Annotated in this window: 25 protein-coding genes; 14 read left to right on the top strand and 11 right to left on the bottom strand. The window is 70.8% G+C overall.

Annotation, left to right across the window (positions count from 1 at the left end; genetic code table 11):
- Window positions 1-12 precede the first annotated feature (12 nt).
- Window positions 13-564 carry a hypothetical protein gene (locus KYK13_RS28025; RefSeq protein WP_223646961.1) on the bottom strand — a complete coding sequence of 184 codons (552 nt, stop codon included), beginning with the start codon at window positions 562-564 and terminating at the stop codon, window positions 13-15.
- Window positions 565-704: 140 nt separating this feature from the next.
- Between KYK13_RS28025 and KYK13_RS28020 the strand changes: the two genes are divergently transcribed.
- The 4 genes from KYK13_RS28020 to KYK13_RS28005 are packed head-to-tail and all read left to right on the top strand — an operon-like array spanning window position 705 to window position 4151.
- The gene (locus tag KYK13_RS28020; protein ID WP_223635657.1) at window positions 705-1217 is read left to right on the top strand and encodes a sigma-70 family RNA polymerase sigma factor; all 513 of its coding nucleotides are present in this window, start codon (window positions 705-707) and stop codon (window positions 1215-1217) included.
- A complete protein-coding gene (locus KYK13_RS28015) occupies window positions 1210-1929 on the top strand; it encodes a hypothetical protein (RefSeq protein WP_223635654.1) in 720 nt (239 codons plus the stop codon). Before KYK13_RS28020 ends, KYK13_RS28015 begins: the two co-directional genes overlap by 8 nt.
- Window positions 1926-3548, top strand: coding sequence for a caspase family protein (locus KYK13_RS28010; protein ID WP_223635652.1), 1623 nt, complete (start codon window positions 1926-1928; stop codon window positions 3546-3548). The genes KYK13_RS28015 and KYK13_RS28010 overlap by 4 nt, the downstream gene beginning before the upstream one ends.
- Before the next feature lie 42 nt (window positions 3549-3590).
- On the top strand, window positions 3591-4151 hold the full coding sequence (locus tag KYK13_RS28005) for a sce7726 family protein (protein ID WP_223635649.1): 561 nt from the start codon (window positions 3591-3593) through the stop codon (window positions 4149-4151).
- Here KYK13_RS28005 and KYK13_RS28000 read toward each other — a convergent pair.
- The gene (locus KYK13_RS28000; protein ID WP_223635646.1) at window positions 4129-5229 is read right to left on the bottom strand and encodes a beta family protein; all 1101 of its coding nucleotides are present in this window, start codon (window positions 5227-5229) and stop codon (window positions 4129-4131) included. The genes KYK13_RS28005 and KYK13_RS28000 overlap by 23 nt on opposite strands.
- A 226-nt stretch (window positions 5230-5455) precedes the next feature.
- Between KYK13_RS28000 and KYK13_RS27995 the strand changes: the two genes are divergently transcribed.
- Window positions 5456-5965: a formylmethanofuran dehydrogenase subunit E family protein gene (locus tag KYK13_RS27995; protein WP_223635643.1), complete on the top strand. Its 510-nt coding sequence runs from the start codon at window positions 5456-5458 to the stop codon at window positions 5963-5965.
- 12 nt (window positions 5966-5977) lie between these two features.
- On the opposite strand, the gene KYK13_RS27990 is transcribed toward KYK13_RS27995, so the two are convergent.
- Window positions 5978-6355 carry a DUF1304 domain-containing protein gene (locus KYK13_RS27990; RefSeq protein ID WP_223635640.1) on the bottom strand — a complete coding sequence of 126 codons (378 nt, stop codon included), beginning with the start codon at window positions 6353-6355 and terminating at the stop codon, window positions 5978-5980.
- A gap of 92 nt (window positions 6356-6447) precedes the next feature.
- Between KYK13_RS27990 and KYK13_RS27985 the strand changes: the two genes are divergently transcribed.
- Entirely contained in the window at window positions 6448-7041 is a 594-nt protein-coding gene (locus KYK13_RS27985) for a TetR/AcrR family transcriptional regulator (RefSeq protein ID WP_223635637.1), read from the top strand.
- A gap of 85 nt (window positions 7042-7126) precedes the next feature.
- Window positions 7127-8512, top strand: coding sequence for an ATP-dependent RNA helicase DbpA (gene dbpA / locus KYK13_RS27980; RefSeq protein WP_223635634.1), 1386 nt, complete (start codon window positions 7127-7129; stop codon window positions 8510-8512).
- A gap of 150 nt (window positions 8513-8662) precedes the next feature.
- On the opposite strand, the gene KYK13_RS27975 is transcribed toward dbpA, so the two are convergent.
- From KYK13_RS27975 to KYK13_RS27965, 3 genes are all read right to left on the bottom strand, one after another.
- Window positions 8663-9349 (bottom strand): abortive infection system antitoxin AbiGi family protein, encoded by a 687-nt coding sequence (locus tag KYK13_RS27975; RefSeq protein ID WP_223635631.1) that lies wholly within the window; start codon window positions 9347-9349, stop codon window positions 8663-8665.
- Between the two features lie 143 nt (window positions 9350-9492).
- On the bottom strand, window positions 9493-10746 hold the full coding sequence (locus KYK13_RS27970; protein WP_370645447.1) for an APC family permease: 1254 nt from the start codon (window positions 10744-10746) through the stop codon (window positions 9493-9495).
- A gap of 81 nt (window positions 10747-10827) precedes the next feature.
- Window positions 10828-11364: a hypothetical protein gene (locus KYK13_RS27965; protein ID WP_223635624.1), complete on the bottom strand. Its 537-nt coding sequence runs from the start codon at window positions 11362-11364 to the stop codon at window positions 10828-10830.
- A gap of 118 nt (window positions 11365-11482) precedes the next feature.
- Between KYK13_RS27965 and KYK13_RS27960 the strand changes: the two genes are divergently transcribed.
- The gene (locus tag KYK13_RS27960; RefSeq protein WP_223635621.1) at window positions 11483-12607 is read left to right on the top strand and encodes a hypothetical protein; all 1125 of its coding nucleotides are present in this window, start codon (window positions 11483-11485) and stop codon (window positions 12605-12607) included.
- Here the strand turns inward: KYK13_RS27960 and KYK13_RS27955 are convergent.
- Window positions 12591-13640: a GNAT family N-acetyltransferase gene (locus KYK13_RS27955; protein ID WP_223635618.1), complete on the bottom strand. Its 1050-nt coding sequence runs from the start codon at window positions 13638-13640 to the stop codon at window positions 12591-12593. The genes KYK13_RS27960 and KYK13_RS27955 overlap by 17 nt on opposite strands.
- 240 nt (window positions 13641-13880) lie before the next feature.
- Window positions 13881-14882, bottom strand: coding sequence for an endonuclease/exonuclease/phosphatase family protein (locus KYK13_RS27950; RefSeq protein WP_223635615.1), 1002 nt, complete (start codon window positions 14880-14882; stop codon window positions 13881-13883).
- A 378-nt stretch (window positions 14883-15260) separates the two neighbouring features.
- Here KYK13_RS27950 and KYK13_RS27945 point away from each other — a divergent pair, with 378 nt between their 5' ends.
- Together KYK13_RS27945 and KYK13_RS27940 are read left to right on the top strand one after the other, a co-directional pair.
- The gene (locus KYK13_RS27945) at window positions 15261-16811 is read left to right on the top strand and encodes a DUF4153 domain-containing protein (protein ID WP_223635612.1); all 1551 of its coding nucleotides are present in this window, start codon (window positions 15261-15263) and stop codon (window positions 16809-16811) included.
- Window positions 16812-16836: 25 nt separating this feature from the next.
- Complete coding sequence (locus KYK13_RS27940) at window positions 16837-17721, top strand: DMT family transporter (protein WP_223635609.1); 885 nt, start codon at window positions 16837-16839, stop codon at window positions 17719-17721.
- 129 nt (window positions 17722-17850) lie between these two features.
- Here the strand turns inward: KYK13_RS27940 and KYK13_RS27935 are convergent, their stop codons facing one another.
- The gene (locus KYK13_RS27935; RefSeq protein WP_223635607.1) at window positions 17851-19041 is read right to left on the bottom strand and encodes a cysteine desulfurase-like protein; all 1191 of its coding nucleotides are present in this window, start codon (window positions 19039-19041) and stop codon (window positions 17851-17853) included.
- 37 nt (window positions 19042-19078) lie between these two features.
- Window positions 19079-19693 carry a CAP domain-containing protein gene (locus tag KYK13_RS27930; RefSeq protein WP_223635605.1) on the bottom strand — a complete coding sequence of 205 codons (615 nt, stop codon included), beginning with the start codon at window positions 19691-19693 and terminating at the stop codon, window positions 19079-19081.
- A gap of 180 nt (window positions 19694-19873) precedes the next feature.
- On the opposite strand from KYK13_RS27930, the gene KYK13_RS27925 reads away from it, so the two are divergent.
- From KYK13_RS27925 to KYK13_RS27910, 4 genes are all read left to right on the top strand, one after another.
- A complete protein-coding gene (locus KYK13_RS27925; protein WP_223635603.1) occupies window positions 19874-20326 on the top strand; it encodes a putative toxin-antitoxin system toxin component, PIN family in 453 nt (150 codons plus the stop codon).
- Between the two features lie 96 nt (window positions 20327-20422).
- Window positions 20423-21856 (top strand): LysM peptidoglycan-binding domain-containing protein, encoded by a 1434-nt coding sequence (locus KYK13_RS27920; RefSeq protein ID WP_223635601.1) that lies wholly within the window; start codon window positions 20423-20425, stop codon window positions 21854-21856.
- A 15-nt stretch (window positions 21857-21871) separates the two neighbouring features.
- Complete coding sequence (gene deoD, locus KYK13_RS27915) at window positions 21872-22585, top strand: purine-nucleoside phosphorylase (protein WP_223635599.1); 714 nt, start codon at window positions 21872-21874, stop codon at window positions 22583-22585.
- A 12-nt stretch (window positions 22586-22597) separates the two neighbouring features.
- Entirely contained in the window at window positions 22598-23485 is an 888-nt protein-coding gene (locus KYK13_RS27910) for an alpha-ketoglutarate-dependent dioxygenase AlkB (protein ID WP_223635597.1), read from the top strand.
- 242 nt (window positions 23486-23727) lie between these two features.
- On the opposite strand, the gene KYK13_RS27905 is transcribed toward KYK13_RS27910, so the two are convergent.
- Entirely contained in the window at window positions 23728-25719 is a 1992-nt protein-coding gene (locus KYK13_RS27905; protein WP_223635595.1) for an RIO1 family regulatory kinase/ATPase, read from the bottom strand.
- Window positions 25720-26010 lie beyond the last annotated feature (291 nt).

Genomic DNA, 26010 nt, shown 5'->3' with positions numbered 1-26010 from the left:
CCATCGGGTATCTCACCCGCACGACTCTCCCGCCAGCGCGCAGCGGCCGGATGAACAAGGGGTGAACGGAGCGGTGGAGCCGCAGCCCGAGGCGGCGCAGACGCAGGTGGTGACGCGGTGGGTGCCGGGGGGGCAGCAGGGCTCGTAGCCGTACGAGGGCTGCGGGCCCCCGTCGACACCTCCGTCCACGCCCGCGTCCATGGGGATGCCGCCATCGGTGCTGGCGCCCGCGTCGGTCGCCGTGCCCGCGTCGGACTCCGTGCCGGCGTCGGATGGCGTGCCTGCGTCTTCGATGTTGACGCCTCCGTCGTTGGGCACGCCGCCGGCGTCCTGGGTCGCGGGGCCCGCGCAGCTGTCGTTGCGGGACGCCGTGCAGGTGCCGGACGCGCAGGCCTTGAAGGAGGTATTGCAGGTGTCGCCGTCGTCGCAGGGGCAGGTGTCCACCTGGCCGCGGACGCAGCAGACGGCCCAGGACACGCCGCCCAGCAGGTCCGGGTCCTCGTAGAGCGGGTCGAAGCAGGCGCCCAGGAGCGCGACGAGGGTGGCGAGGACGAATCGTTTCACGGCGCTTGGACACCCGGTGCGGCCGGCCTGGGACACGCCGCCGGGGTGCGACTAGTATCCCACGGCCCATCGCGGATGCGATGTCCCAGGCCGCCGGGGCCGGGTGTCTCAAGGACGAAAAGGAAGGTCGGACCAGGCGGATGGGGAGCGGGCTCGATGCGGAGGAGCTCAGGCGGCTCTACGAGCGCTTCGCGCCCGTGGTGCACCGCCGTGCGCTCGCGCTGCTGGGGCGCGATGCCGATGCGTGGGACATCGTGCAGGAGGTCTTCGAGCGCATGCTGACGGCGGGAGCGCGGTTCCGACGGGAGGCCCGTCCGATGACGTACGTGTACCGCGTGACCACCAACCTGTGCCTCAACGCGCTGCGCTCGCGCCAGCTGCGGGAGCCGGTGCTTCCGGAGGCCCCCGAGGCCGCGGCGCTCACCCCCAGCCAGTGGGAGGCCGCGGACTTCATCCGCCACCTCGTGGGGCGGATGGGCGAGCGCGAGCTGGAGGTGGCCACGCTGCACTTCTTCGACGGGCTGACCCAGGAGGAGATCGCCGGGATGCTGGACGTGTCGCGAAAGACCATCGTGCGCGACCTGGACTCCATCCGGAAGAAGGCGGCGGAGCTGGGGCGGCTGCCGGAAGCGTTGGAGGCGGAGCGTGGCTGAGCACCTGACACGGCTGGAGCTGGATGAGTGGCTGTCGGGGCTGGACACCACAGGCCGCGCGGAGCGGCACGTGGCCGCCTGCCCGGCGTGCGGGATGCTGGCCGAGCGGATGCGGCAGGCGCGCGAGACGAGCCTGGCGCAGCCCCGGGCGAAGGCAGTGCTCGCGAGGCTGGAGGAGCAGCGGGCCCGGTCCGCGAGGCCTCGTTGGAGCTGGGGCGTGCCGCTGGTGGCGGCGCTGGCGGTAGGGCTCGCGCTGATTGTCTACGTGCCGCGAGGCGCGGACGACGGCGTGCGGCTGAAGGGAAACGTGGCGCTGAGGCTTGTGTCCGCGCAGGGCGCGCCGGTGCAGGGCGCGAGGCCCGGCGAGCAGGTGACGCTGGCGGTGGGCACGGGGCCGTACCGGAACGTGCTGGTGCTCGCGGTGGACGAGGCGGGGGCGGTGGAGCCGCTCTGGCCGGGCGAGGGCGGGACGAGCGGCACGGTGGAGCCGGGGGCGGAGGTGAAGCTGTCGCCGCCGCTGGAGGTGACGCCGGGGTCGGTGGCGTTGCACGCGTTCTTCTCGGATGCGCCGCTGGACGGAGCACACGCGCGCGAGGCGCTCACGTCGAGCGTCGCGGAGGCCCGGGCGAAGGGACAGGGGGCGTTGGACGCGCCGACGCCCGGCGACGTCGGGAAGGCACAGGCGCGCACGCTGCTGAGGGTCGTGCCGTGAGCCGGGCGGAGGGCCCGCGGGTGTTCACGGCGCTGCGTCCGTACCAGGGGGCCGCGGAGAAGTCGCCGCGCCGCTGGGCGCCCGGCCTGGGCGCGCGGGTGCTCGCGGTGCTGCTCATGGTGGTGGGACCGGTCCGGAGCTTCGCCGAGGAGGAGGCGCCGCGCCGCTGGGCGTTGGTCGTGGGAGAGAACCAGGGGCTGCCCGGCGAGGAGCGGCTGCGCTTCGCGGAGACGGACGCGCAGCGGATGCGCGAGGTGCTCCAGGACGTGGGCACCGTGCCGCCGGAGCGGACGATGGCGCTGCTGGGCACGGATGCCGCGAAGCTGCGCGACACCCTGGCGCGCTTCCGGGAGCGGTTGGCCGCGGAAGCTTCGCCGAGGGACTGGCTGCTGTTGTACGTGTCATCGCACGCGGGCGACGGCAGCCTGCACCTGCGCGGCACCGAGCTGCCGATGCGCGAGCTGGTGGACTTCCTCAAGGGAGCGCCGGTCGGGGTGGGGCTGCTCATCCTGGACTCGTGCCGCTCGGGAGTCGCCACGCGGCTGAAGGGCCTGAAGCCTGTGGCCATGCCGGTCACCATGGAGGCCTCGGACCTGGAGGGCCGGGTCGTCATCAGCGCGTCGGGCGCCGACGAGTACGCGCAGGAGTCGGATGCGCTCCAGGGCTCCTTCTTCACGCATCACCTGATGGTGGGGCTGCGCGGCGCGGCGGATGCATCGCGCGACGGGCGCGTCACGCTGGAGGAGGCCTACCGCTACGCCTATGCGAGGACGCTGGAGTCCACGCTCGTCTCACCGGGAGGCCTGCAGCGTCCCACGTTCCGCATGGACCTGAGCGGACGCGGAGAGCTGATCCTCTCCGAGCCCCAGCGCGCGAGAGGCCGGCTGACGCTCGACGTGAAGGCGCCGGGCCGCTGGCTCGTCCTGGCGTCGGAGAGCGGCGCGCTGGTGGCGGAGCTGGAGAAGGGCGAGGGCCCCACGACGCTGGCCGTGGCGCCCGGCGCGTACCGGCTGCTGTTGCGCGCGGAGGATGGGTATCTGGAGCGGTCGGTGCGGGTGCCGCTCGACGGCGCCGTGTCGGTGGGCGGCGAGCCCCTGGAGCAGGCCGCGCGGATGCGCCTTGCGCGCAAGGGCGGGGCGGGGGAGTCGATGCTGCTGGCGGTGGGGCCGTCGCTGACCTCGGGCATCGTGGCGGGCCTGTCGTCGAGCGCGGGGCTGGACGTGCGCCTGCTGCGCGAGGGGCGGCTGTTGCCCGGAGTGGACACGTCGGGCCTGGGGCTCGCGGTGCGGCGCGGAACGGGCAGCGGCGTGGCCTTCCAGCAGACGGAGCTGGAGTTGAGGCTGGGCGCGGGGCCGCACTGGAGGTTCGGCGCCTGGACGTTCAGCGGAGCGCTGGAGGCTGGGGTGCTGGCCGTCTTCCAGTCGCGCATCCCGGATGAGGACGCGCGGTTCGGATTGGAGCCGCTGGCGCTGGTCACCGGGGGCGCGAGGCTGGACGTGCGAAGCCGCCTGTCGATGCTCCTGAGCGCCTCCGCCGGAGGCGTCGTGGCGAAGCGGGACCTTGGCACGTCGCTGGTGCCCAGGGCTTCCGCGTCACTGATGGTTGGGTACGCGCTCTGACCTGTCGCGTTCGCTGGGGCGGGCCCGTAGACTTCGCCGCCCATGCGCGACTTCGACGTGCGACAGGCTCTCACGGCAAGCCTCAAGGCCACTCACGCGAGTGACCCCGGGACGCTCATCCGTGAGGAGCTGGGCCTGGAGCACGGCCAGGTCTTCGTGGACGTGGCAGTCATCAACGGCGAGCTCCATGGTTACGAGCTGAAGAGCGAACGGGACACGCTGGAGCGGCTTCCTCGGCAGGTCGAGGCGTACAGCGCGGTGCTCGACCGGGCCACACTCGTCGTCGGTGCCCGTCATGTGCAACAGGCCCTCGGACTCATTCCCGCATGGTGGGGCGTCAAGACGGCCACGACCCAGCGCGATGGCTCCGTCAAACTCCGGCCCTTGCGCAAGGCCCAGCGCAATCCACAGCAGCAGATGTCGGCCCTGGTCCGATTGCTCTGGCGCGACGAGGCATTGGGGCTCCTGGAGTCACGGGGGGCCGCCAAGGGGCTGAGGAGCAAGCCCCGGAAGATGCTTTATGAGCGCCTCGTGGAGTTGCTGCCTGCCCAGGCGCTGCGCATGGAGGTCCGGCGCCTGCTCAAGGCACGTGAAGACTGGTGAGCTGCTTCAGCACCTTCGCGATGTGATGGTTGGTTCCCACCCTGCGCCACACCGCTGAGTTTCCAGCTGTCTCGGCACCTCCAGCGCATCCGAAGATGTAGTCGTCGCCTCGACTGAAAGAGCGTCCTGCGTAGCACTCTTGCTCCACCAGGAACTGTGCCAGCGCGGCGTATTGCTCGAAGCCGTGAAGCTTGAGGGAGAAGCCACGCACCACCAACCAGTGCTCATCGGCCGTGCACCGGATGTTGGGGTTTCCGGAGTGGAGCGCCGCGTCTGCTGAGGGAGGCTGAACTGCCTGGATTGCATGGTCGCCATAGGTAGGCAGCCTCGCGAGCGCTGACGCCTTCCGGGCAAGGCTCTGCCACAGGAGCCAGTCCGCCCTGGGAATCTTCGTGGGTTGTTGGATGCGACTGAGCGACTGCGGAAAAGCACCCGCGGCGACCGTCAGGGTTCGAAAGGCCTTCACACCCGGGAGGGTACTCAGAATCCCGAGGATGCCCTTCGAGAGCATGTTCACGTCATCGGGTCTGATATCCCCGAGATCCAGCACCAGGTCGGTGGATTCAGGAACTGTCCCTATGGCCTGAAGGAACGATGAGAGCACGTGCTCGAGGTTGTCCTCGAACAGCTCCTTCCGACGAAGGCGGATGCAAGCGCCGCGCTTGTCTTCGGTGACGGCGGCCCTGACAACAGCCTGGTATTCAGGCGTGCGCTCGGGACCTGTCGCAGGCACAAGTGCGACTCCAGATTCCCTCGCTTTCGCGAGGACGTATGCCAGGGGTGCTTCTCCCGACGCCATCATCTGGGCAGGCGTTAGATGAAGGCCGTCAATGAAGGCGCGGCCCTCAGGGATCGCCTTCACGAGATGGGGCCCGACCTTGCCCAGCACTTCGTCCATCGTTTCCACCCGGAAGGCCTTCCGTTTGTCCTTCACGGGCCTGGTCTTGGGCGGTCGGATTTCAAAGAGCGGAGTCACGCGTCGGCGTTGGCCAGCCTCGAGTTGTGAGAGGGCTTCGCGCTCTCCCTGCATGAGCTTGAGGATGGGAACGTAATGCGTCCGGTCGATGCTTTGTGTCACCTGGATGGGCCCCCCTGGGATGCTGGATCCCGTGCCGCGTGGTTGCGAGTGATGTTGCCTGCGTGGCGCAACCTTGCCCCGGTCCAGCCATGGTGTGGCGGTCCCAAAGGAGGTATTGCGTCAGCGACCACTCTGCCATCCAGCACTGACACGACCGCGCGGCGGAGGCCTTGATGTCTCAACAGACTTCTTAGAACGCTCAGCCCGTTCCACCCCGGAGCCGCCCATGACCACGCGCCGCCACATCCTGTTCTCTGTCACGCTGGGCCTCAGCCTGGGCTGTGCGAGCACGAAGCCCACCGCGACTCCGCCTGCTGAACCGGGCGCACTGGAGCGGGTGGCGCTGGTGCATGGCGGCGCCGGACCCTGGGCGGTGGCGGGCTATCGGATGGGCGACTACGCGCTCCAGCAGCTGGGCCTGCCCCGGGGCAGCTTCAAGCTGGAGGTCATCCATCACAGCCCGGCGCAGGTTCAATACACCTGCGTCGCGGACGGTGCCGCCGCGGCCACCGGCGCCAGCCTGGGCAAGCTCAACCTGTCCCTGGTGACATCGCCCACGCCCGGGGACGTCGCGACCACGTTCCGCAACCGCGACACCGGCCAGTCCCTCACGCTGCGCCCGTCCGCGAGCTTCGTGCAGCGCTTCCGTGATGTGCCGCGCGAGAAGCTGGGCGAAGCGGGCCGGACCGTCCTCACCCTCCCGGACGCCGACGTCTTCGAGACCGTCATGCCCTGAAGGGACACGCGCTCAGAAGACGACCAGCAAGAGGGCCAGCGCCGGCAGGACGCCCTGGATGAGGCTGGCCCGCAGGAACTTCCGGTTGTTGCTCACCAGCACCACCGCCGCCAGCAGCATGCACGCGCAGCCGAACACCACGGCCGCCACGCCCGACACCACCGCCTGGGTGTGCACCAGCACCACGCCCACCAGCACGCCCAGCGCGAGGAACAGGTTGTAGAAGCCCTGGTTGAGCGCCATCGACTTCATCACGTCCGCGTCCGCCTGCGACTTCAACCCGAAGCGCCTCCACACCTTCGGCCGAGAGAAGAGGATGCTCTCCAACACGAAGAACAGCACGTGGATGAGCGCGGCGGTGACCGCGAAGACCTGCGCCAGTGGCGACATGATGACTCCCCCTCCGGGGTCGGGATATTCTGAACCAGTCAGTTTCGAATTCATATTGAAACGGTCAGTTCAGAATTGTCAAGGAGGGTGACGTGGCGCGGACGCGGGCGTTCGACGAGACAGAGGCGGTGAGGGCGGCGCTGGGCGTGTTCTGGTCGCGCGGCTACGAGGCGACGTCGCTGTCGGACCTGGAGTCCGCGACGGGGCTGAACCGCTCCAGCCTGTACCAGACGTTCGACAGCAAGCGCGGGCTGTTCGCGCGGGCCATCGCGCTGTACCTCCAGGAGGTCATCACGCCCCGGCTGGGCGTCTTCGCGAAGGACCCACCGGGGCTCGGGCAGGTGACGGAGTACTTCGAGTCGCTCGCGGCGACGATGGCCCACGCGCCGCCGGCGCTCACGCGGCGGGGCTGCCTGCTGGTGAATACGGCCACGGAGCTGGGCCCGCATGACGCCGAGGCAAAGCAAGCGGTGGAGGACTACCGGGCGCTCCTGCGCGGCCACCTGACGCGGGCGCTGGAAGGCGCGGCGAGGGCGGGCGCGCTGCCTCGCAAGACGGTGGCGCGGCGGGTGGAGCTGCTGCTGGGGGCGGTCATCGGCGTGCTCGTCACCGCGCGCGTGGACCCGGCGGCGGCGGCGAAGCTGGCCCAGGCGACGGCGAGCGAGGTGGCGGGCTGGGCGGGGTAGGGGCGCCGGGCTTGTCCGGCGTGGGAAGGCTGCTACAAGGGCGCGTTCTCCCGAGGCGCCCGTGCCTCCGTCCCCCGAGGCCCTGATGGAATTCTCCGCGCTCGCGCTGTCGTCCCCGCTGCTCCAGGTGCTGGAGGAGCTGGAGTTCAAGACGGCCACCCCCATCCAGGCGCAGAGCATCCCGGTGCTGTTGCAGGGCAAGGACCTGGTGGGCCAGGCGCGCACGGGCAGCGGGAAGACGGCGGCGTTCGCGCTGCCCATCCTGCAGAAGGTGAAGCTCACGCAGGACCGGCGGCTCCAGGCGCTGGTGCTCTGCCCGACGCGCGAGCTGTGCGCGCAGGTCGCGGGGGAGCTCCGGCGGCTGGCGCGGCGGCTGGCGGGCGTCCAGGTGCTGGTGCTCGCGGGAGGGCAGCCCATCCGGCCGCAGGTGGAGGCGCTGGAGAAGGGCGCGCACATCGCGGTGGGGACACCGGGACGCATCATGGACCTGCTGGACCGCGAGGTGCTGGACACGCGGCACCTGGCCACGGTGGTGCTGGATGAAGCGGACCGGATGCTGGACATGGGCTTCCGGGAGGACATGGAGCGGGTGCTCGGGGCGACGCCCGCGAAGCGGCAGACGGTGCTCTTCTCCGCGACGTTCCCGCACGACATCGAAAAGCTGAGCCGCGCGTTCCAGAAGGAGCCGGTGAGGGTCTCGCTGGCGCAGGAGGAGGCCGCGCCGGACATCCAGCAGGTGGGGTACGCGTGCCAGCCCGAGGAGAAGCAGGCGCTGCTGTTGCGGCTCCTGCGCCAGTACCAGCCGGCCTCCGCCATCGTGTTCTGCAACTTCAAGGCGGTGGTGGTGGAGCTGACGCGGGCCCTGGTGCAGGCGGGCGTGAGCGCGGACGGCTTGCAGGGAGACCTGGAGCAGTTCGACCGGGACCGGGTGATGGCGAAGTTCCGCAATCACAGCACACGAGTCCTGGTGGCCACGGACGTGGCGGGCCGGGGCATCGACGTGGAGGCGCTGGACGCGGTGGTGAACTACGAGTTGCCACAGCAGCCGGAGGCGTATGTGCATCGCATCGGCCGCACGGGGCGCGCGGGCCGGCGAGGCCTGGCGCTGTCGCTGGTGACGCGTTCGGACAGCCGCAAGGTGGAGGACATCGAGGCGACGACGGGCGTGAAGCTGGAGAAGGGGGACGTGGACGCGCTGGTGCCGGAGAACGCGCCCGGCGTGTCGCTCATCTCCAGCTGGGAGACGCTGTCCATCTCCGCGGGGCGCAAGGACAAGATGCGGCCCGGCGACATCCTCGGAGCGCTGACGGGCGAGGCGGGCGGCCTGAAGGCGGAGGACGTGGGCAAGATCGAGCTCCACGACCATCACGCCTTCGTCGCCGTCTCCAAGCGCGTGGTGAAGGTCGCGTTCCAGCGGCTGAGCGAAGGCCGCATCAAGGGCCGCCGGCACCGCATCGAGCGGGTGCGATGATGAACTGCTCATTTCGCGATACCCGACAGGAGCTGCTCGACCTTGAAGCCGCGGGGGTCTTGGAGCGAGACCGGGCCGGACGGGCCTCCTTCTTCATGCCCGTTGCCAACCTCGAAAGGCGTCTCAAGAAGCACAAGCCTTGACGCAGGCTCACCCCTGCACGCTCTTGCGCTCCGACGTCACCGGCGACGCCTCCGCGTGCTTCGCCAGCGCCTCCATGAGCTGCTCCGCCTTCCAGGCCGGATCCAACACGGGACAGAAGTATCCCGGGCCCGCTCGCTCGCGCACCGCCCAGGCGAAGAAGTCCCTCGCCAGTGTGTGGACCTCCTCCGGGAGGAAGAGCGCCGCGACGTCGTACTCCGTGAAGCGCAACAGGCCCGGGACGCGCCACTCCCGCTCCCAGTCGAAGCGATAGCTGTAGGGCGCGTTGTGCGCGTCACCCTGGATGTCCACGAAGGGCGTCACCGCCCAGACCGGCTCCCGCTGCGGGTCCTTCGCCGCCAGCGCCTGGTCCAACTGGTGCTTCATCGCCAGGTGCGCCGGTGAGCCGTACTGCACGTACCAGACCGGGCCGCCTCCCTGGGACAGGATGAAGCTCTTGCGGAACGCGATGCCGTACAGGCTCCGGCGCTGCACCAGCCTCGCGAGCTGATCCAACGGAATCTCGCTGAAGCACACCGAGCGGTGACGGTCCGCCACCACCGCCTCCCGGCGCGCGATGCCAAACCCCTCCGCGCCCGGGATGAGCGTGCGCGCTCCCAGGATGCTCATCATGTTCTGGTAGGCGTCGTGGTACGGAGGCCCGGGCCTCGTGAAGTGCACCACGAAGTCGGACATGTCCCGCCACTGCGCATTCGCCTGATAGCCGAGCATCGCCTCGCAAAGACCCCCGCGCGAGTCTCCCGAGCCCGTCCCTCCTTCGCAACACGACGTGCCGGGTTGTCCCCTGGCCTGCCCGCCCTCCTGACGTGCGAAAAGCGTCAGGGCAGGCGGACGGGCGCTGGCTCCCTCGGCCGCGACAGCCGTATCAGCGCCAGGCCCGCGAGCACCGTCACCGACGCCACCGCCGCCTCCCGGGCGCTCGCGCCAAACGCCACCAGCGTCAGCCCCAGCACCAGCGTGGGCGCCGCGAGCAGCGCGTGCACCGGCCGCAGGCCCCGCTCCCGCCGCAGCGACAGCACCGCGAGCGCCGCCGCCGTGACACCGAATTGCATCAGCACCGCGATGGCGGAGAGCGCGAAGAGCTCCGACAAATCTCCCAGGTTCACGAACCCCAGCACCAGCGCCCACGTCACCGCGAGCGCCCGCATGGGCACGCCCGACGCCGACATGCGCTCCAGTCCGAACAGCGACCGCTCCCCGCCCGCCAGCGCGGAGAGGTAGCGGGGCGTCGTCACCATCATCCCCACGCAGATGCCCAGCGCGGACACGCTCGTGCCGGCGGAAACCAGCCGCTCCAACCCCGCGCCACCCCACACCCCCGCCGCCCGAGCCAGTGGCGCATTTTCGTGCGCCAGGGCCGGCAGCGCGATGACGCACGCCCATACCAGCCCCACGTACAGCAGCACCGCCACCAGCAGCGAGCCCACCGTCGCCATGGGCACCGTGCGCTCCGACGCGCGCACCTGTCCGGCGATGACCGGGACGATTTCGAAACCCTGGTACGCGAACATCACCGTCAGCCCCGCGCTCAGCCACGACGTCCCCGTGGCGGGCAGCGGTGGCGGCACATCCGGGTGGGACAGCAAGACGCACGCGCCCAGCAGCGCCGCCAGCGGCACCAGCTTGAGCACCGTGAGCGCCGTCCATGTCCTCGCCGACACGCGGATGCCCGACGCCACCAGCGCCGCGAGCCCCGTCACCAACGCGGAGGCCAGCAGCCGCTCGCCCACGGGCCCGCCCAGGTTCACGGACGGCGCCACCGCGCGTGCCAGGCCCGCCATCACCGCGGACGTGCTCAGGAAGGCGCTGACGTAGGCCACCCAGCCGACGAGGAACGACACGCGCTCGCCGAACGCCGCGCGCGCGAACACCACCGGCCCTCCATCCGAGTCGAACCGCCGGCCGAGCACCGCGAACGCGAACGCCACCGGCACCAGCGCCAGCCCCGTCAGCGCGAAGGCCCAGACCGCGCCCAGGCCCGGCGCCAGCGCCGCGACCTCCGCGGGCGCGAAGAAGATGCCGACGCCCACGATGCCGTTGACGCCCAGGGCCAGCAGTTGGAGCGGCCCGATGGTGCGCTCGGGCGCGACGCCGGAGGGAAGGGTGGACACGGCGTGGACTTCACTACACCCGAGCCCCGCGCACCATCGCCCTCAATCCGGATGGGAGAGCAGCACGCTCAGCGCCGCCATGCGCCCGGACGCGGGCTCCTTCCACATGGACTTCGGGACGTGGACGAACACGACGTTGTCCTCCTGCTTGCCGCAGGCGCGCGTCCCCCGGAAGTGCCTGCGGTTGCGGTCGATGATGAGGTTGTAGCCGCAGGTCCCCACCTGCCCCGTCAACGCGTCCGGGGCGAGCGTCAGTGACGAGGGCAGGCCCTCGAAGGTGCCCCTCGCCTCCACCACGTCCGGACGCTGGGTCACGGTGAGATCCACCGGCTTCTGGTTCACGGTGCCCTGGATGCGCCGGTCGGACAGCCGCAGGTCCACGGGGCCCTGGAAGGCCTGGCCCTTCAGCGCGTTGTCCGTCATCTGGAGTTGCATGTCCGTGCCCTGGAAGCCCTGCGCGGTGACGTTCGCCCGCACGTTCGTCCGGGGCGTGGTCAGCTCCAGGGTCTCCTCGTGCTTCGCGACGGCGGATCCGCCCGCGAGCAGGGCGGCAACGGTGAGGATGCGAGCGGTTCTCATGCCCCAAAGCTGGGGCGTCGGACCGCGTGGCACCAGGACCGCGCCCCGGCTGCTCGGCGGGCCGCACACGCCCGGGTGCCTCCCGCCGGCGGACGGCCTTCGTGATATCCGTGCGCTCGTGTCCCGCGCGCGCCTGCTGGCCCTCCTCGTCGCACTCGTCGCCCTCGTGGTCGCTGCCTGGCAGCGCACCCGGGCGGTCGAGCGGCTGGGGCAGGACTTCGATGAGGCGACCTACCTGCCCATCGCCTTCACCTACGCCGGGATGATGGACCAGGGGCACTGGGGACACGTGGGCGCGCTCCGCGAGAACTTCGAGCACCCCCCGCTGGTGAAGCTGCTCTTCGCCGAAGCCGTGCGCGTGGCCGGCGCTCCTGAACCGGACTGGTCCAACGTCCCCATGGGCCAGCCCATCCCAGCGCCCGCGCGCCCCGCGTTCAACGTGACGCGAGGCCTGTCGGCCGTGGCGGGGGTGCTCCAGGTGGGGCTCGTCGCCTTCGTGGATCCGCTGGGGGCGCTCCTGCTCGCGTGGGACCCGTACCACACGAAGTACACGTCCCAGGCCTACCTGGAGGCGGTGCCGGGGCTGTTCGCGGTGCTCGCGCTGCTCGCCTTCGAGCGCGCGCGGCGCGGGGGCTTCGCGCCGGGATGGACGGCGGTGTCCGGCGCGCTGCTGGGGCTCGCGGCCGCGGGGAAGTATCCGTATGGGCTCGTGGGCGGGCTCACGTTCCTGCCGTTCCTGGTGGCGGGCGCTCGCACGCGGTGGCGCCCCTGGGCCGCCATCGTCGTGTCCACGGCGGTGGTCTTCATCGCGGTGAACCCGGCGCTGTGGTCCTTGCCGCTCGCGTCGCTGTGGGAGTCCATCACCTTCCACTGGGACTACTCGCACAGCGAGCACGTGCGCCGCAGCGCGCTGCCCTGGTACCAGCCGCTCGCGTTCCTCATGGACACGTGGCTGTCTGCTTCCGACCCGGGCATCTACCTCACGCACTTCAACGCGCGCGCCCTGCTGCCGCTGGCGGTGCTGGGCCTGCCCCGGACGTGGCGCGAGCGGCCCGTGTGGGCGGTGGCCGCCGTCGTGGGGCTGGTGTTCCTGCTGCTGTGGAACACCAAGTGGCCGCAGTACCTGCTGCTCGTCCTGCCCGCGCTGTGCGTCTGCGCGGGCGGGGGCGTGCGGACCGTGGCGGGTGGAGCCATGGGGCTGTTGCGCAGGGTCCAGGGCTCGCGCGTCAGCGCAGGTGCGTGAAGACGCACGGGGCGGCGGGCAGGTCCAGGTCGCACGTGGGCATCAGGCACGCGAGCCTCGCGCGCCGGGGCAGGGGCACCCAGCCCGAGCGCAACAGCAGACAGCCGGACAGGGCGGGCCCTCGCAGCATGCCCGCGCACGCCACGCCGCGGTGCTCCATGTCCTGCATCGCCACCTGGAGCAGCCGCTGCCGGTCCTCATCCGACACGGAGGCGTCGAAGGCCATCAGGTCCACGACCTCCGTGGTGAGCTCCCCCATGCCGGTCATCAACAGGCTGTGAGAGCTCACCAGGCCGCGCACCTCGCCGTCCTGTTCCAGCACGAAGGTCCGGGGCACGTCCCGGTACTGGAGCTGCGCGGCCAGCTGCTCCGCCGTGTATGTGTAGCCCAGCGTCACCGGGCGCAGCATGTCGTGGACCAGCGTCATGCAGCGGCCCAGGTCCGTGGGCTGATAGAGGCGGATGCCCTCCCGGTCCGCATCGCGGAAGCGGTGCCGCAGGAAGGGACGCGCCAGCGAGAACAGCCTCCGCTCGCTGTCCGTGAACGACCAGCGGGAGAGCGCGCGCGCGTCAAACGCATACATCCACAGCGCCAGGCCTCCGAAGAGGCGCGTGTTCCACGCCCGCCGCCAGAAGCCCTGGGGGCGGGGCGCCGCCGTGGTGAAGCCCAGCGCGAGCTGAGCGGCGCGGTCCTGGTGCCGCCGCAGCAGCTCCTGCGCGAGCTTCGCGCCAATGCCCTGCCCCCGGTGGGAGTTCGTGACGGTGGCCCGCGGTCCATAGCTGCCGTCCACTTCCACGCGTCCCAGGCGCAGCCTCGCGGGCTCCGCGAAGAGGGTGCCCACCAGCTGCCTTCCCGCATAGGCCGCCAGCAGGTAGTCGCGCGGCGCCTGGCCGTTCCGGAACAGCCGCCAGTCGCAGAGGCGCTTGTCCCAGACAGGGAGCGGGGCGGTCTTCCCGTACGTGGCCTGCCAGACGCGGTTGAGGAACCAGGACGCCTCGGAGGCGTCACCCTCGAAGGTGCGCACCTCGATCATGGCCTGCCCTCGGGGACGGGGTGCCGGAACGCTCGGGAATGGCGTGCCGCGGGCTTGCGCCATGAACGTGTCTTCATGGCGAGCAAGTTAGGGCGGGCGGCCAGGCCGGAAAGCCGTCGCCTGGGAAAGTCCCGACTTGTCTGTCATTGCCCTGTCAATGAAATCCTTTTCGCGTGGGGTGGTCCACAGGCAGCGGGCTGACAGGGCAGGAGAGTGTGCACGGCTCGCCGCCCCGGTGGCTCAGGGCGCGCCGAGCGCGAAGTCCGCGTACACCGCGCCGTGGTCGGAGCCGCCGTAGCCGGTGCCGTCGCGGACCACGCGGAAGGAGCCCGGCACATACGTGCCGCCACCGCCGGGCGCCATGTAGAGGTGGTCGATGGCCTGGCCCCTGCCGGAATAGAAATACGACCAGGTCTCGTTCTCCGGCCGGTCCCTGCTCACGCGCAGCAGGGCTTCGTCCAGGGCGTTGATGGGATCCGAGCCGGGGACATCGTTGAGGTCTCCGCCGAGCACCACCAGCGCGTCCGGGAACTCCTTCGCTGATTCGAGGACGATCCGCCTCGCGCCAGTGGCCTCCGCCATGCGGCGGTCCGGATCGTCGGACACCTTGGAGCGGAAGTGCGCCGCGAAGACGATGACCCGCGTGCCCTTCACGTCCAGGTGGACCTCGAGCAGGTCGCGCGCGAATCGGGTGTAGGAGCCATCCGGCTTGTAGAGGGTGTCGTTGCGGTGGCTGCGCACCGTGAGGATGGGGTGGAGCGAGAGGACGGCCACGTCCACCGATGCGTTGGCGTAGGTCTCCCCGAGATGTGACCGCTCCTTGGGGAACTGCGGGACCTTCTGCAACAGCCCATCCAGCGACTTCTGTGTTTCAACCTCTTCCAGCAGCACGATGTCCGCGTCGAGCGCGGTGATGGCCCGTCCGAGCCGGTCCACCTGCGCCTCGAACTCCGCCTCGGTGGGGAGCGCCTCGTAGTTGGAGCCGCCGCAGGAGCCCGAGTCGCAGACGGTGTCGAAGAGGCGGTGCACGTTGAACGCCGCGATGCGCACGCGGGTGCTGGACGGGTCCTCCGTTCCACTGTCGGGCTGCGGGCAGTTGCCCTGGACGCAGGGGCCGGCGTCCGGAACCGCCAGGGTTTGAGGAGACCGCCCGTCACAGCCCGCGAACGCGAGCACCAGGCCCCACAGGGCAAGGGTCGAGCGGGGACGGAAGCGGAGGGGGCGCCACGGCAGGAGTGACATCGGGGCGGCAACCTACCACCCGGCCTCCCTGCGTGCCGCTCGGACAGACCTGAAGCGTCCGCCGACGCGGTGCGACTCGTCCCTGCGTCCCATTCGCGGACTCCAGGTGGCGGTGATGCGGACGCGGCGTGGAGCCCGGGGCGCGCTCGGGGCGAAGGGGCGCGGACTCCGCGTCCGAGCGACCGCTGGAGCGTCTCGCGCGACCGCTCATCACGAGGCGCCGCTTCGGGCTCCAGCCGCGCCGACCGGCCACGCGAAGGGTGGCGCCGCTCAGCGCGGCTGTGCGACCGCTCGCACCCGAGGTCCGCAGCCGGGCCACCGGGCGTGTGCATCCTGGCGTCATCCCGGGTGCCGAAACGCCCGCGAGGTGACGACGCCATGAATCCGTCCGTTCCCATCTCCCCGCTGCCTCCTTCTTCCACTGCTCCCGTCGCGGCCCCCGCCCGGGCCTTGCTCCCATGGGTGCGCGCCCCGCGCCGGACGCTGGCGGCGTCGCTGGCCCTGGGGGTGATGGCGGAGGTCCTGCTCGAAAGGGCGCGGTGGGGCCTGGGCTTTCCCCTGGTGGTGGCGGCTCTGGTCGGCGCGCTCGCGTGGCTGGGCGGCCGTGAAGGCTGGCAGCGCGCGCGGCCCAATGCGTGGCTGCTGTTGCCCCTGGGGCTGATCAGCGCCTTCGTCGCGGTGCGGGACAGCGCTTGGCTCCTGATGCTCAACGTGCTGACGTCGGCCGTGCTCTTGATGCTGCTGTCGCACTTCTGGGCCGCGGGCCGCGTGGAGCGGCTGGGCTTCAAGGACTACGTCGCCGTCTTCTTCGGCTCCGCCGTGCAGACGCTGCTCTACCCTCCGGCCCTCGTCCGCGACAGCGTGGACATGCGCGGCATGAGGACGCACTCGCGCCTCATGGGGGCGCTGTCGCGGGGGCTGCTGCTGGCGCTGCCGGTGCTCTTCGTGTTCGGGGTGCTGCTCGAATCCGCGGACGGCGTCTTCTCCTCCACCATGCGGCGGCTGTTGTCGTTCGACCTGGACCTGGGGCGGCTGATGGTCCGCGGCGTGGGCGTGGCGTTCAGCGCGTGCGTCGCGGCGGGCGTGCTGGGCCACGCGCTGCGCCGCCGCGCCATCAAGGAGCGGGGCGACGCGGAGCTGGCCCCCGCCACGCCGCGCCTGGGCTTCGTCGAGGCGCTCACGCTCATCTTCGCCGTGAACGCGCTGTTCTTCGTCTTCGCGGCCTTCCAGGTGGCGTACCTCTTCATCAACGACGCGTCGTCGCCCGCGTCCGGATATTCCTTCGCGGAGTACGCGCGGCGCGGGTTCTTCGAACTGGTGGTCGTCTCCACGCTGACGCTGGTGCTGGTGCTGGCCCTGGAGCGCTGGACGCGGCGCGCGACGCGCGCGGCGCAGACCGTCTTCCGGGCGAGCACGTCGCTGATGGTGGTGCTGACGCTGGTCATCCTCGCGTCCGCGATGCGGCGCCTGTCGCTGTACGAGGACGCGTTCGGCTACACGCTGCTGCGCGTGCACACGCATGTCTTCATGGTGGCGCTGGCCGCGGCGCTGGCCTGGCGCGCGGTGACGCTGTGGTGGAAGCCGGAGCGCTTCGCGGTGGGCGCCTTCGCCACGGCGGTGGGCGCGGTCCTCGCGCTCAACTTCCTCAACCCGGAGGCCTTCATCGTCCGACAGAACCTGGACCGGTATGTGCGCACCGGTTCGTTGGACACCGAAATGTTCTACGACCTGTCCGCGGACGCGGCGTTCGGACTGTCCGTGGCGGACGGCACCGTCGAGGAGGAATACCGGGGGCGTCTGGCGCCCGTCCTGAAGGACCTCCGGGAGCGGCTGAAGCAGCAGGACTCGGTCCCGGAGTGGAATGTCTCCCGGTTCATCGCTCGCCGCGTGCTGCGGACCGGGGCCTCGAGTGCGCCCGTGAATCCGTGAGCCACCCTGGTTAGATTCCGGCGCCATGAGCGAAGTCGCCGGACGCCGTGTCGCAGCGCTGCCCCCCATTCCCGCGGTCCTCATCGCCGTGGTGAGCGTGCAGGGGGGCGCCGCGCTCGCGAAGGGGCTCTTCCCCGCGATAGGCGCGGCGGGGGCCGCGGGCCTGCGGCTGGTGCTGGCGTCGGCGATGCTGATGGCGTTCTTCCGTCCGCCGCTGTCGCGCTACACGCGGGCGCAGTGGACGGCCATCGTGCCGTATGGCGTGGCGCTGGGCGTGATGAACCTCACGTACTACCTGGCCATCGCGCGCATCCCGCTGGGGCTCGCGGTGACGCTGGAGTTCGTGGGGCCCTTCGTGCTCGCGGTGGTGGGCTCCCGCAAGGCGTTGGACTTCCTCTGGGTGCTCTTCGCGGCGACGGGCATCGTGTTGATCACGCCCTGGACGGCGAAGCCCGGCGGGTTGGATCCGCTGGGCGTGGTGCTGGCGCTGACGGCGGGCGGGTGCTGGGCCCTCTACATCCTGATGGGCGGAAGGCTGTCGCGCCGCGTGCCGGAAGGGCAGGGCGTGGCGGCGGGCATGGTGGTGGCCATGCTGACGGTGCTGCCCTTCATGCTTCGCGAGGGCCACCTGGAGCGGCTGACGCCGGGCCTCTTTGGCGCGGGCCTGGGCGTGGCGCTCCTGTCCAGCGCGCTGCCGTACACGCTGGAGATGATGGCGCTGGGCCAGCTCTCCAGCCGCACCTTCGGCATCCTGATGAGCCTGGAGCCCGGCGTGGCCACGGTGGCGGGCTGGGTGTTCCTGCGTGAGCAGCTCACGCCCCTGCAATGGCTGGCGGTCGCGTTGGTGAGCGTGGCGTCGGCGGGGGCGACGCTGACGGCGCAGCGGCCCCCTCCGCCCGTGGAGGCGTGAGGTGCGAGGGTTTCGCGGATGCGATCGCGCCCCCCGTGTTGAAACCAGGTCTCTCCTGGATGTTCGGCGCGGCCCGCGCGTTGAAGTCGACCCGCGGCGGGAGTCCGCGATGGACGATGACCCCCGACATCAGGGAAGCGAATCCAACGCCGCGAGCAGCCGCCCCACGTCCTCCGCGGTGTTGTAGTGCAGCAGCGAGGCGCGCACCGCGCCGTCGGGCATGAGCCCCAGCGCCTGGGCCGCCATCGTCGCGTAGTAGTGCCCCGCCGCGACGCCCACGCCCTGCTCCGCCAGGTGCTCGGCCACGGCGCGCGGTGCCAGGCCCGTGACGTTGAAGCAGAAGGTGGCCACGCGCCCGGCGGAGGTCCTGGGGCCGTAGAGTCGCACGCGCGGGTGCCGGGACAGCTGCTCCAGCGCGGTCTCCAGCAGCGGCTGCTCCAGCTGCGCGATGCGCTGGAAGGCCCGCGCCAATCCCTCGCGCCCCGGCTGGCCACCGCCCAGCACGTCACGCAGGTAGCGCAGCGAGCCCAGCCACCCGGCCCAGCCCTCGTGGTTCGCCGTGCCGGGTTCGAACTTCTGCGGACCGTCGTCCGGCATGAACCACAGCTTGTCCGCGGGGAGCCCCGCGAGCAGCTCGCGCCGCACGTACAGACAGCCCAGGTGCGGACCAAAGACCTTGTACGGAGAGAAGACCGCGAAGTCCGCGCCCCACGCCCGCACGTCCGGCAGGTGGTGCGGGCTGGAGTGCACCGCGTCCACGAACAGCCACGCGCCCACGCCGCGCGCCACCTCCGCCGCCGAGGCCAGGTCCGGCGTTGCGCCCACGGAGTTCGCCGCCGCGGACACCGCCACCAGCCGCGTGCGCGGCGTGACGAGCTTCCGCAGCTCCGCGATATCCAGCCGGCCCTCTGGCCAGCTCGCGCGCCAGGTCGTCACCTTCACGCCCTGCGCCTCCAGCGCGCGCCACGGGGCCGCGTTGGATTCGTGCTCCAATTCGGAGAGGACCACCTCGTCGCCTGCCTGGAAGAGGCGCGAGAACGCCCGGCCCACCTGGAAGGTGAGCGCGGTGGCGCTGGGCCCGAGCATCACCTCGTCGGGCCGGCAATGGAGGAACTCCGCCGTCTCTTCGCGCGCGCGGGCCTTGAGCGCGGTGGCCACGCGAGAGGCAGGATAGGGCTGGCCCACGTTGCAGCTTCCACCCGTGAGGAATTGATGGATGGCGTCGATGCAGTGCGTGGGCACCTGCGCCCCCGCGGCGTTGTCCAGGTAGCTGAAGCCGGACCGCAGCGCGGGGAAGTGCTCGGCGAAGGGGGAGGGCATGGTGCGTGAAGCATAGCCCTCCACCCCATGGCGGGGACTACGGCGTGCCGAAGTCCTGTGTCCAGTAGGCGCGGTACGTGCTGGACGGCGCGTTGTAATAGCCGATGCCCGTCTCTTTCAGCGCGCCGTTCATGATGTTGTTGCAGTGTCCCGTGCTGGCCATCCAGCCATCCACCACCGCCTGGGCGGAGCCATAGCCCGCGGCGATGTTCTCCGCCGCCGTCCGGTAGCTGTAGCCCGCGGACGTCATGCGCTGCCACGGCGTGGAGCCATTGGAGCCCGTGTGGTCGAAGAAGTTGTTCGTGCCCATGTCCTTGGAGTGCTTGCGCGCCGCGCAGCGAAGCTTGGCGTTGTTCGTGAGCGCGCCCACCGCCGGCTTCACCACCTCGCCACAGGTGGCGCCCGCGGCGCGGCGCTGGTTGATGAGCGTGAGCACGTCATCCTCGAACTTCACCCACGCCGGGTCCCACGTCGTCACGTCATCGCAATACGCGGCGCTCGCGCTCAACCCGTTGCCAGCGGACTCCGTCTGGACCGGCGGCACGACAACGCCTCCTCCCTCCTGCGTGAGCGCCTCCTCGCCTCCACAGCCGCCCAGCAGGGCGGCGGCGCTCAGCAACGTCAGACACAGCGAACGGGACGAGGGCTTCATGGACAGACCTTTCGCCGGCGGGGGCCAGCACGGAGGGGGTTTGGCGAGATGCATCTTTGTCCATGATTGCTGGTTTTGGCCAAGGACCCTCCGTGCATTGGGATTGACGCGTGAAACGGCAGGGTTGTGTCTGCGGTGTTGGTGACGGAAAGTTCCTTCATCGTGAAGATGCCTTCCGCTGTGCCTGCCATTCGTTCCGTGGTGCTGGACACCAATGTGGTGCTGGATGTGTTCGTCTTTGATGACGTCTTCACCCAGCCGCTGAAGCAGGCACTGCATTCGGGAGCGCTGACGGCATGGGCGGACCGGCACACGCTCAAGGAGCTGGCGCTGGTGCTCGCCTATCCGTCCTTCAAGCTGGCGTCGGAGGCGCAGCAGGCCGTGCGTGATGCATATGGCGCGCTCGTGCGGGTCGCTGAAGGGGAGGGCGCTCCGGTGGAGTTGCCGCCGTGCCGGGACCGGGATGATCAGAAGTTCCTGGAGCTGGCGGCTCGCGCCGGGGCTTCGTGGCTGGTGAGCAAGGACCAGCGCGTGCTGTCGATGGGCGGCGGGCGGCGGCTTCCTTTCGACGTGCTCTCGCCGCGCCGGGCCGCGCAGGTGCTGGAGGCGGAAGGCTTCACGCACAGCGCCTGAGGCAGGGGTGGAGCAGGCAGGCAGGGGTGCGTACGCGCAGTCAAAATCGCGCTCCGCGCTTGGTCGCGAGGGCTTCTCGGGTCATCCTCGCCCCCGGTGCGTTCCTCACTCCTGATCCTCTTGCTCTGCGCCGGCTGCGCCGCGCGTGTCGTCACCCCCGTCCCGGCCTCCACGCCGGCTCCGGTTCCGGCCCAGGCCGCCCCCGCGACGTCGCCGGAGGCCCCCGCCGCGCAGCCGGGAGACCAGGCTCCGGCGTCCGCGGAGGCGCAGGGCCCGGCAGCGGCGCAGGGCCCGGCTGCGGCGCAGGTCCCCGCGAACGTGGCCGCCGCTCCCGCCTCGATGCCGTCCCCCGCGGAAGTCGCCGCGGTCGTCACCGACGCCGCCGCGCGGGACAACCCCTGCCCCGTGGAAGCGGAGGAAGAGGACGACGAGGCCACCGCCGCCACCGACGACGAAGGCGTGAGCGAGGAGGGCGAGATGCAGGCGCCGCTCGCGCCCGCCGCGCCCGCGGGGCCGCTGTACACCGCAGACCTGTCCGACGAGGCGCTCACCGAGGCGTGGAAGAAGGACCCGGCCTCGCTGGGCTCCATGTCCATTGGCTTCGTGGAGAGCGGACGGCAGCTCAACAGCGTGCGTGTGCCGGATGACAAGGATTGGCTCGTGGTGTCGCCGGAGATCGCCTACGGCACCCAGGAGACGGTGGACTCCGTGGTCGCCGCCATCCACGCTGTGCGTGCGCAGTACCCGAACGTGCCCCCGCTGCGCGTCAACCGCCTGTCCACCAAGGACGGCGGCTACCTGCGCCCGCACAAGAGCCACCAGAACGGCCGCGACGTGGACCTGGGCTTCTACTACCCGACCGCGGAGCCGGTGCGCGAGCGCGAGCGGGAGCGCTACATCGACGTGGCCATGAACTGGGCGCTGATCCGCTCGCTGGTGGTGAACACCGACGTGCAGATGATCCTCGTGGACAAGCGTGTGCAGAAGGTCCTGTACGACTACGCGTTGTCCATTGGCGAGGACAAGGCGTGGCTGGATTCGCTGTTCAACGCGGGCTTCAACTCCCTCATCAAGCACGCGCGCCGCCACCGCGACCACTTCCACGTGCGCTTCTTCAACGGCCGCGCGCAGGAGCTGGGCCGCCGGGTGGCCCCGCTGCTGGCGCTGCAGCCGGACCAGAACCTCATGATGTACAAGGTGCGCAGCGGGGACACGCTGGGCGCCATCGCGATGCGCCACAACTCCAGCGTGGTGGCCATCAAGAAGGCCAACCGGATGCGCAACACGTTCCTGAGCATTGGCCAGCGGCTGGTGATTCCGCTGAAGGGCCCGTGCACGCACTGCCCCATCCCCCCGCCGGTGCAGCTGCCGCCGCGCCGGCTGCCGCCGGAGACGAAGACCCCCGCTTTGGTGAACACGGCGCCCGCGGCTTCGGGCAAGCTGCCCAACCCGTGCACTCCCGCCGCGCCGGCACCGACGCCGGTGGCCGTTCCCACGGGTGTTCCGTCCGGTCTGTCGACCGGCCGCTGAAAGGCTTCAGGTTCCATGGCAACTCCGCACATCTCCGCGTCCCCCGGTGACTTCGCTGAAGTGGTCCTCATGCCGGGAGACCCGCTCCGGGCGCGCTACATCTCCGAGCGCTTCCTGGAGAACGCGCGCGCCGTCACGTCGGTGCGCAACATGCTGGGCTACACCGGCACCTTCCGCGGCAAGCGGCTGTCCGTGATGGGACACGGCATGGGCGTGCCCTCCATCTCCATCTACGCGACGGAGCTGGTGCGCAACTACGGCGCGAAGGTGCTCATCCGCGTGGGCAGCTGCGGCGCGCTGCGCACGGACGTGAAGCTGCGCGACGTCATCGTGGCGATGGGCGCGGGCACGGACTCCAACGTGAACCGCATGCGCGTGATGGGGCACGACTTCCCGGCCGTGGCGGACTTCACGCTGGCCCGGCGCGCGGTGGATGCGGCGGAGAAGCGCGGCAAGCCCGTGCGCGTGGGCAACGTCTTCACCTCCGACCTCTTCTACCACCCGCAGGAGGCGCTCAACGCGACGCTGGAGCGGATGGGCATCCTGGCGGTGGAGATGGAGATCGCCGGCCTGTACGGCGTGGCCGCGGAGTTCGGCGCCCGGGCGCTGGCGCTGCTCACGGTGTCGGACCACATCCGCACCGGAGAGCACCTGTCGCCGGAGGACCGCCAGACGACGTTCGACGAGATGATCGAACTGGCGTTCGACGTGGCCGCCTCCGAGGCGTGAGGACCTGAGCGCATGGCCTTGCCTCCCCGCAGGGGCCCGGGTTCCCCGCTGGCGCGCAAGGCCGCGCAGCGCACGCCGGGCCACCACTACAACGCGAGCTTCCTGAACTCGGCGGACCGCGCGGAGATATTGGCGTGGCTGGGCACGCTGCACCCCCTGTGGGAGGAGCGCTATTCGAAGCACTTCCCCCCGCCGGAGGGGCAGCAGCAGCGCCGGTTGCTGCGGCCGGTGTACTGGCTGGGCAACTGGCAGTTCGCGTGTCTGGACTACTACCGCCCGCCCAAGGGCGTGAACAACCGCTGCGTGAAGGCGGAGCCGTTCCCGGCGGTGCTGGAGCGGCAGATTGAAAAGGTGGAGGCGCTGGCGCGGCGGATGTTCCGGGGGCCGGACATGCCGCAGGGCTGGCACCTCAACACGTGCCTGGTGAACTTCTACGGCAGCCGGTTGGAGGACGGGCGCTGGGTGGACACCGCGCGGGTGGGCGAGCACAAGGACTTCGAGCCCGGCCCGGTGGCGTCGCTGTCCCTGGGCGAGCGCGCGCTCATCCAGTTCGTCACGTCCACGCGGCCCGGCGAGCGGGACGCGGTGGTGCTGGAGCAGTGGCTGGACGACGGGGCGCTGCAGCTCTTCGGTGGGGCGCAGTGGAAGGAGCAGACGTTCCACCGGGTGCAGCGGGTGGACACGCGAGCAGGCCACGTGATGCCGCCGGAGCTGCCGGACTTCCGCACCCGGCGCATCAACCTGACGTTCCGCTACGTGCCGGACGTGCACGTGACGCCGTTCGCGAAGCTGAGCCCGGAGGCCCGCGAGGACGTGCGCCCGTACATGGAGACGCTCGCGAAGGGCAGCCGCTTCTTCCGTGACGAACTTGCGCGCGAGCAGCCGGTGAAGGCGGAGTAAAGCGCAGCGCACTCCCGGCCGGCGCGGTTCGAACCTGTCGGACAGTCGGACAGGTTTTGGCCACTCGACTTGAACGGGAGCCCCGCCCACGGTGGGGGGCGGGGGCCGGCGGCGGGCGGGCACGTCGCCCCGGGCAGCGCGGGTTTCAAACCTGTCCGACAGTCGGACAGGTTTTCGCCGGGCGCGTCCCGGACCGGGGCTCGGCACCCGGGCCGCGTAAGACCGCGGCCCTGTCCGGCGGCTCAGGAGGAGCCGGTCTCGCTGTTCGAGGACGGAGCAGAGGCTGGCCGGGCCACGTAGCTCACCTGGGGGGCGGGGCTCCGGGGCGGACGTCCCCCGCCGCGCTCCGAGCCTTGACGAGGCATCCGGGGGCCGTTGTTGGGCAGGTTGCCGCGCGCCTCGCGGGGACCCCGGTTGTTCTGGCGAGGCTCCGCGTTCTGCTGGGGACCGCCGTCCTGAACGGAGTCGTTGTTGCGCGGAGGCCGGCCGTTCATGCGTGCCTGCGACCCCGGGCCATCCTGGCGAGGGCCGCCGTTCTGCTGCGAACGCCCATTCGCGCGCCACTCGTTGCGCGGCGGCCGGCCGTTCTGCTGCGCCTGGCCATTCACTCCCGTTTCGCCACCGTGCGGTGGGCCGCTGGGGCCTTGCTCGCCGCCATACGGTCGACCGTTCTGGCGCGACTGCCCGTTCACGCCCGATTCGCCAGTGTATGGCTGGCCATTCTGGCGCGGCTGTCCGTTCTGACGCGGCGGCCGACCGTTCTGCTGCGGAGCCTGGCCATCGACACCGGATTGCTGCCCATTCTGGCGCGGCTGGCCGTTCATCCGCGGCGGCCGGTTGTTCTGCTGCGGGGCCTGGCCGTTGTCGCCGTGCGGCTGGCCGTTCAGGCTCGCTTCGCCATGGGGCTGACGCGGCGGGCGACCCTCTCGGCGCTGCTCGTTGCGTGGGCCCCCCTGCTGCGGACGGCCGCTCATGCGCGCATCGCCCTGCGCTGGAGCACCGTTGCGCGGGCCCCCCTGCTGCGGACGGCCGTTCATGCGCGCATCGCCCTGCGCGTTCGCACCCTGCGCTGGAGCACCGTTGCGCGGGCCGCCCTGCTGCGGACGGCCGTTGTTGCCGTTGGGCCGGTTGTTGCCACCGCCCTGCGGCGGACGCGCTCCCGCGTTCTGCTGCGGCCCCGCGTTCCCGGGCCGGGATGCATTGCCGTTGCGCGGCGGCGGCTTGCCTCCGAAGCCTCCGCGCCGACGCGGGTCCCTCGGGCTCGCAGTGACGATGGGCCGCCCGCGCTCGCCTCCGCCCTGGCGCAGCACCAGTGCCTCCAGCGCGCGCAGCTCCGCCTCCTCCGCGCTGATGCCTTCCTCCACCTCCACCGCCGCCACGGGCGCCGGAGCCGGACGGAACTCGTTGCGCCGGGCCTCCTCCTGCTGGAGGAACCGCTCCTGTCGGAACGCCTGCCGGCCCGCGCCTCCCTGCCGGCGCGGCGCCTCGCGGAACGTTCCCGACGGCACGTAGTCCGGCGTCAACTCGCGCCGCACGTACGCGTTCCAGATTTCACCCGTGTCGCCCGAACGGCCCGCCAGCCGGGTCGAGAAACCCGCCAGGTACTGACGCACGTTGTCCAGGTCGCGGCGGAAATAGAACTCCGCCTGGCTGTTGCGCGCCGCCGCCACCGTCTGCGGAAAGTCGATGATGGTCGGGCCGTTCCCGCTCATCAGGATGTTGTAGGGCGACAGGTCCCCGTGAATGAGGTCCGCGCACAGGGTGCGAATCACCTGCGAGCGCAGGTCCAGGTAGAGGGCCTCGGCCTCCTCGGGCGTCTGGGGCGGGGCCTCCACGAGCCGGGGCGCGGGCTGGCCTTCCGCGTCCAGCACCAGCTCCATCAGGAGGATGCCCTCGTAGAACATCACCGGCGTGGGCACACGTACGCCTTGCGCGTGCAGCTTGTAGAGCGAGTCCGCCTCCGCGTTCTTCCACGCCTCTTCCGCGGCGGCCTGCCCGAAGCGGCTGCCCTTCTCCATGGCGCGGCGGGTGCGCGAATTGCGGACCTCGCGGCCTTCCTTGTAGCCGGCGTTGTTGCGGAAGTTGCGCTCGTGGCGCTCCTTGTACAGCTTTGCTGCGACCACCTGGCCGGCGTGCTGGACGAGCCACACCTCCGCCTCCTTCCCCGTCTTCAGCTGGCCGATGACGGCGTCGATGATGCCGTCGGCGAGGAGGGTCTCGAGGGAGTCATTCATTCTTAGGCAAAAGGCCGGAACGGCACGGGGCGGGGAGCTTCACTGGTGGCGCGCACCGGCGGCCCCTGCTCGCCATGATGCACGGTGGAGATGAGAACACCGGGCCGCCCCGGGTTTCCATCGCCGTCACGCTGAACGTCATCCAGAAGGCCCACGGACCGCTTGCTAGCAGCTTGGGGAGCAGGGGGCCAGGGGTGCTCCCGTGCCGATATCCTGTTCTCCGCCCACCCCTGCCCGGGGACCGGATTGACGTCCGCCAGCGTCCAACCTGTTTTACCCCGAGGTGCATTC

The sequence above is a fragment of the Corallococcus sp. EGB genome (genome assembly GCF_019968905.1).
Lineage (GTDB): Bacteria > Myxococcota > Myxococcia > Myxococcales > Myxococcaceae > Corallococcus.
This window is presented reverse-complemented; position numbering and strand designations above follow the sequence as displayed.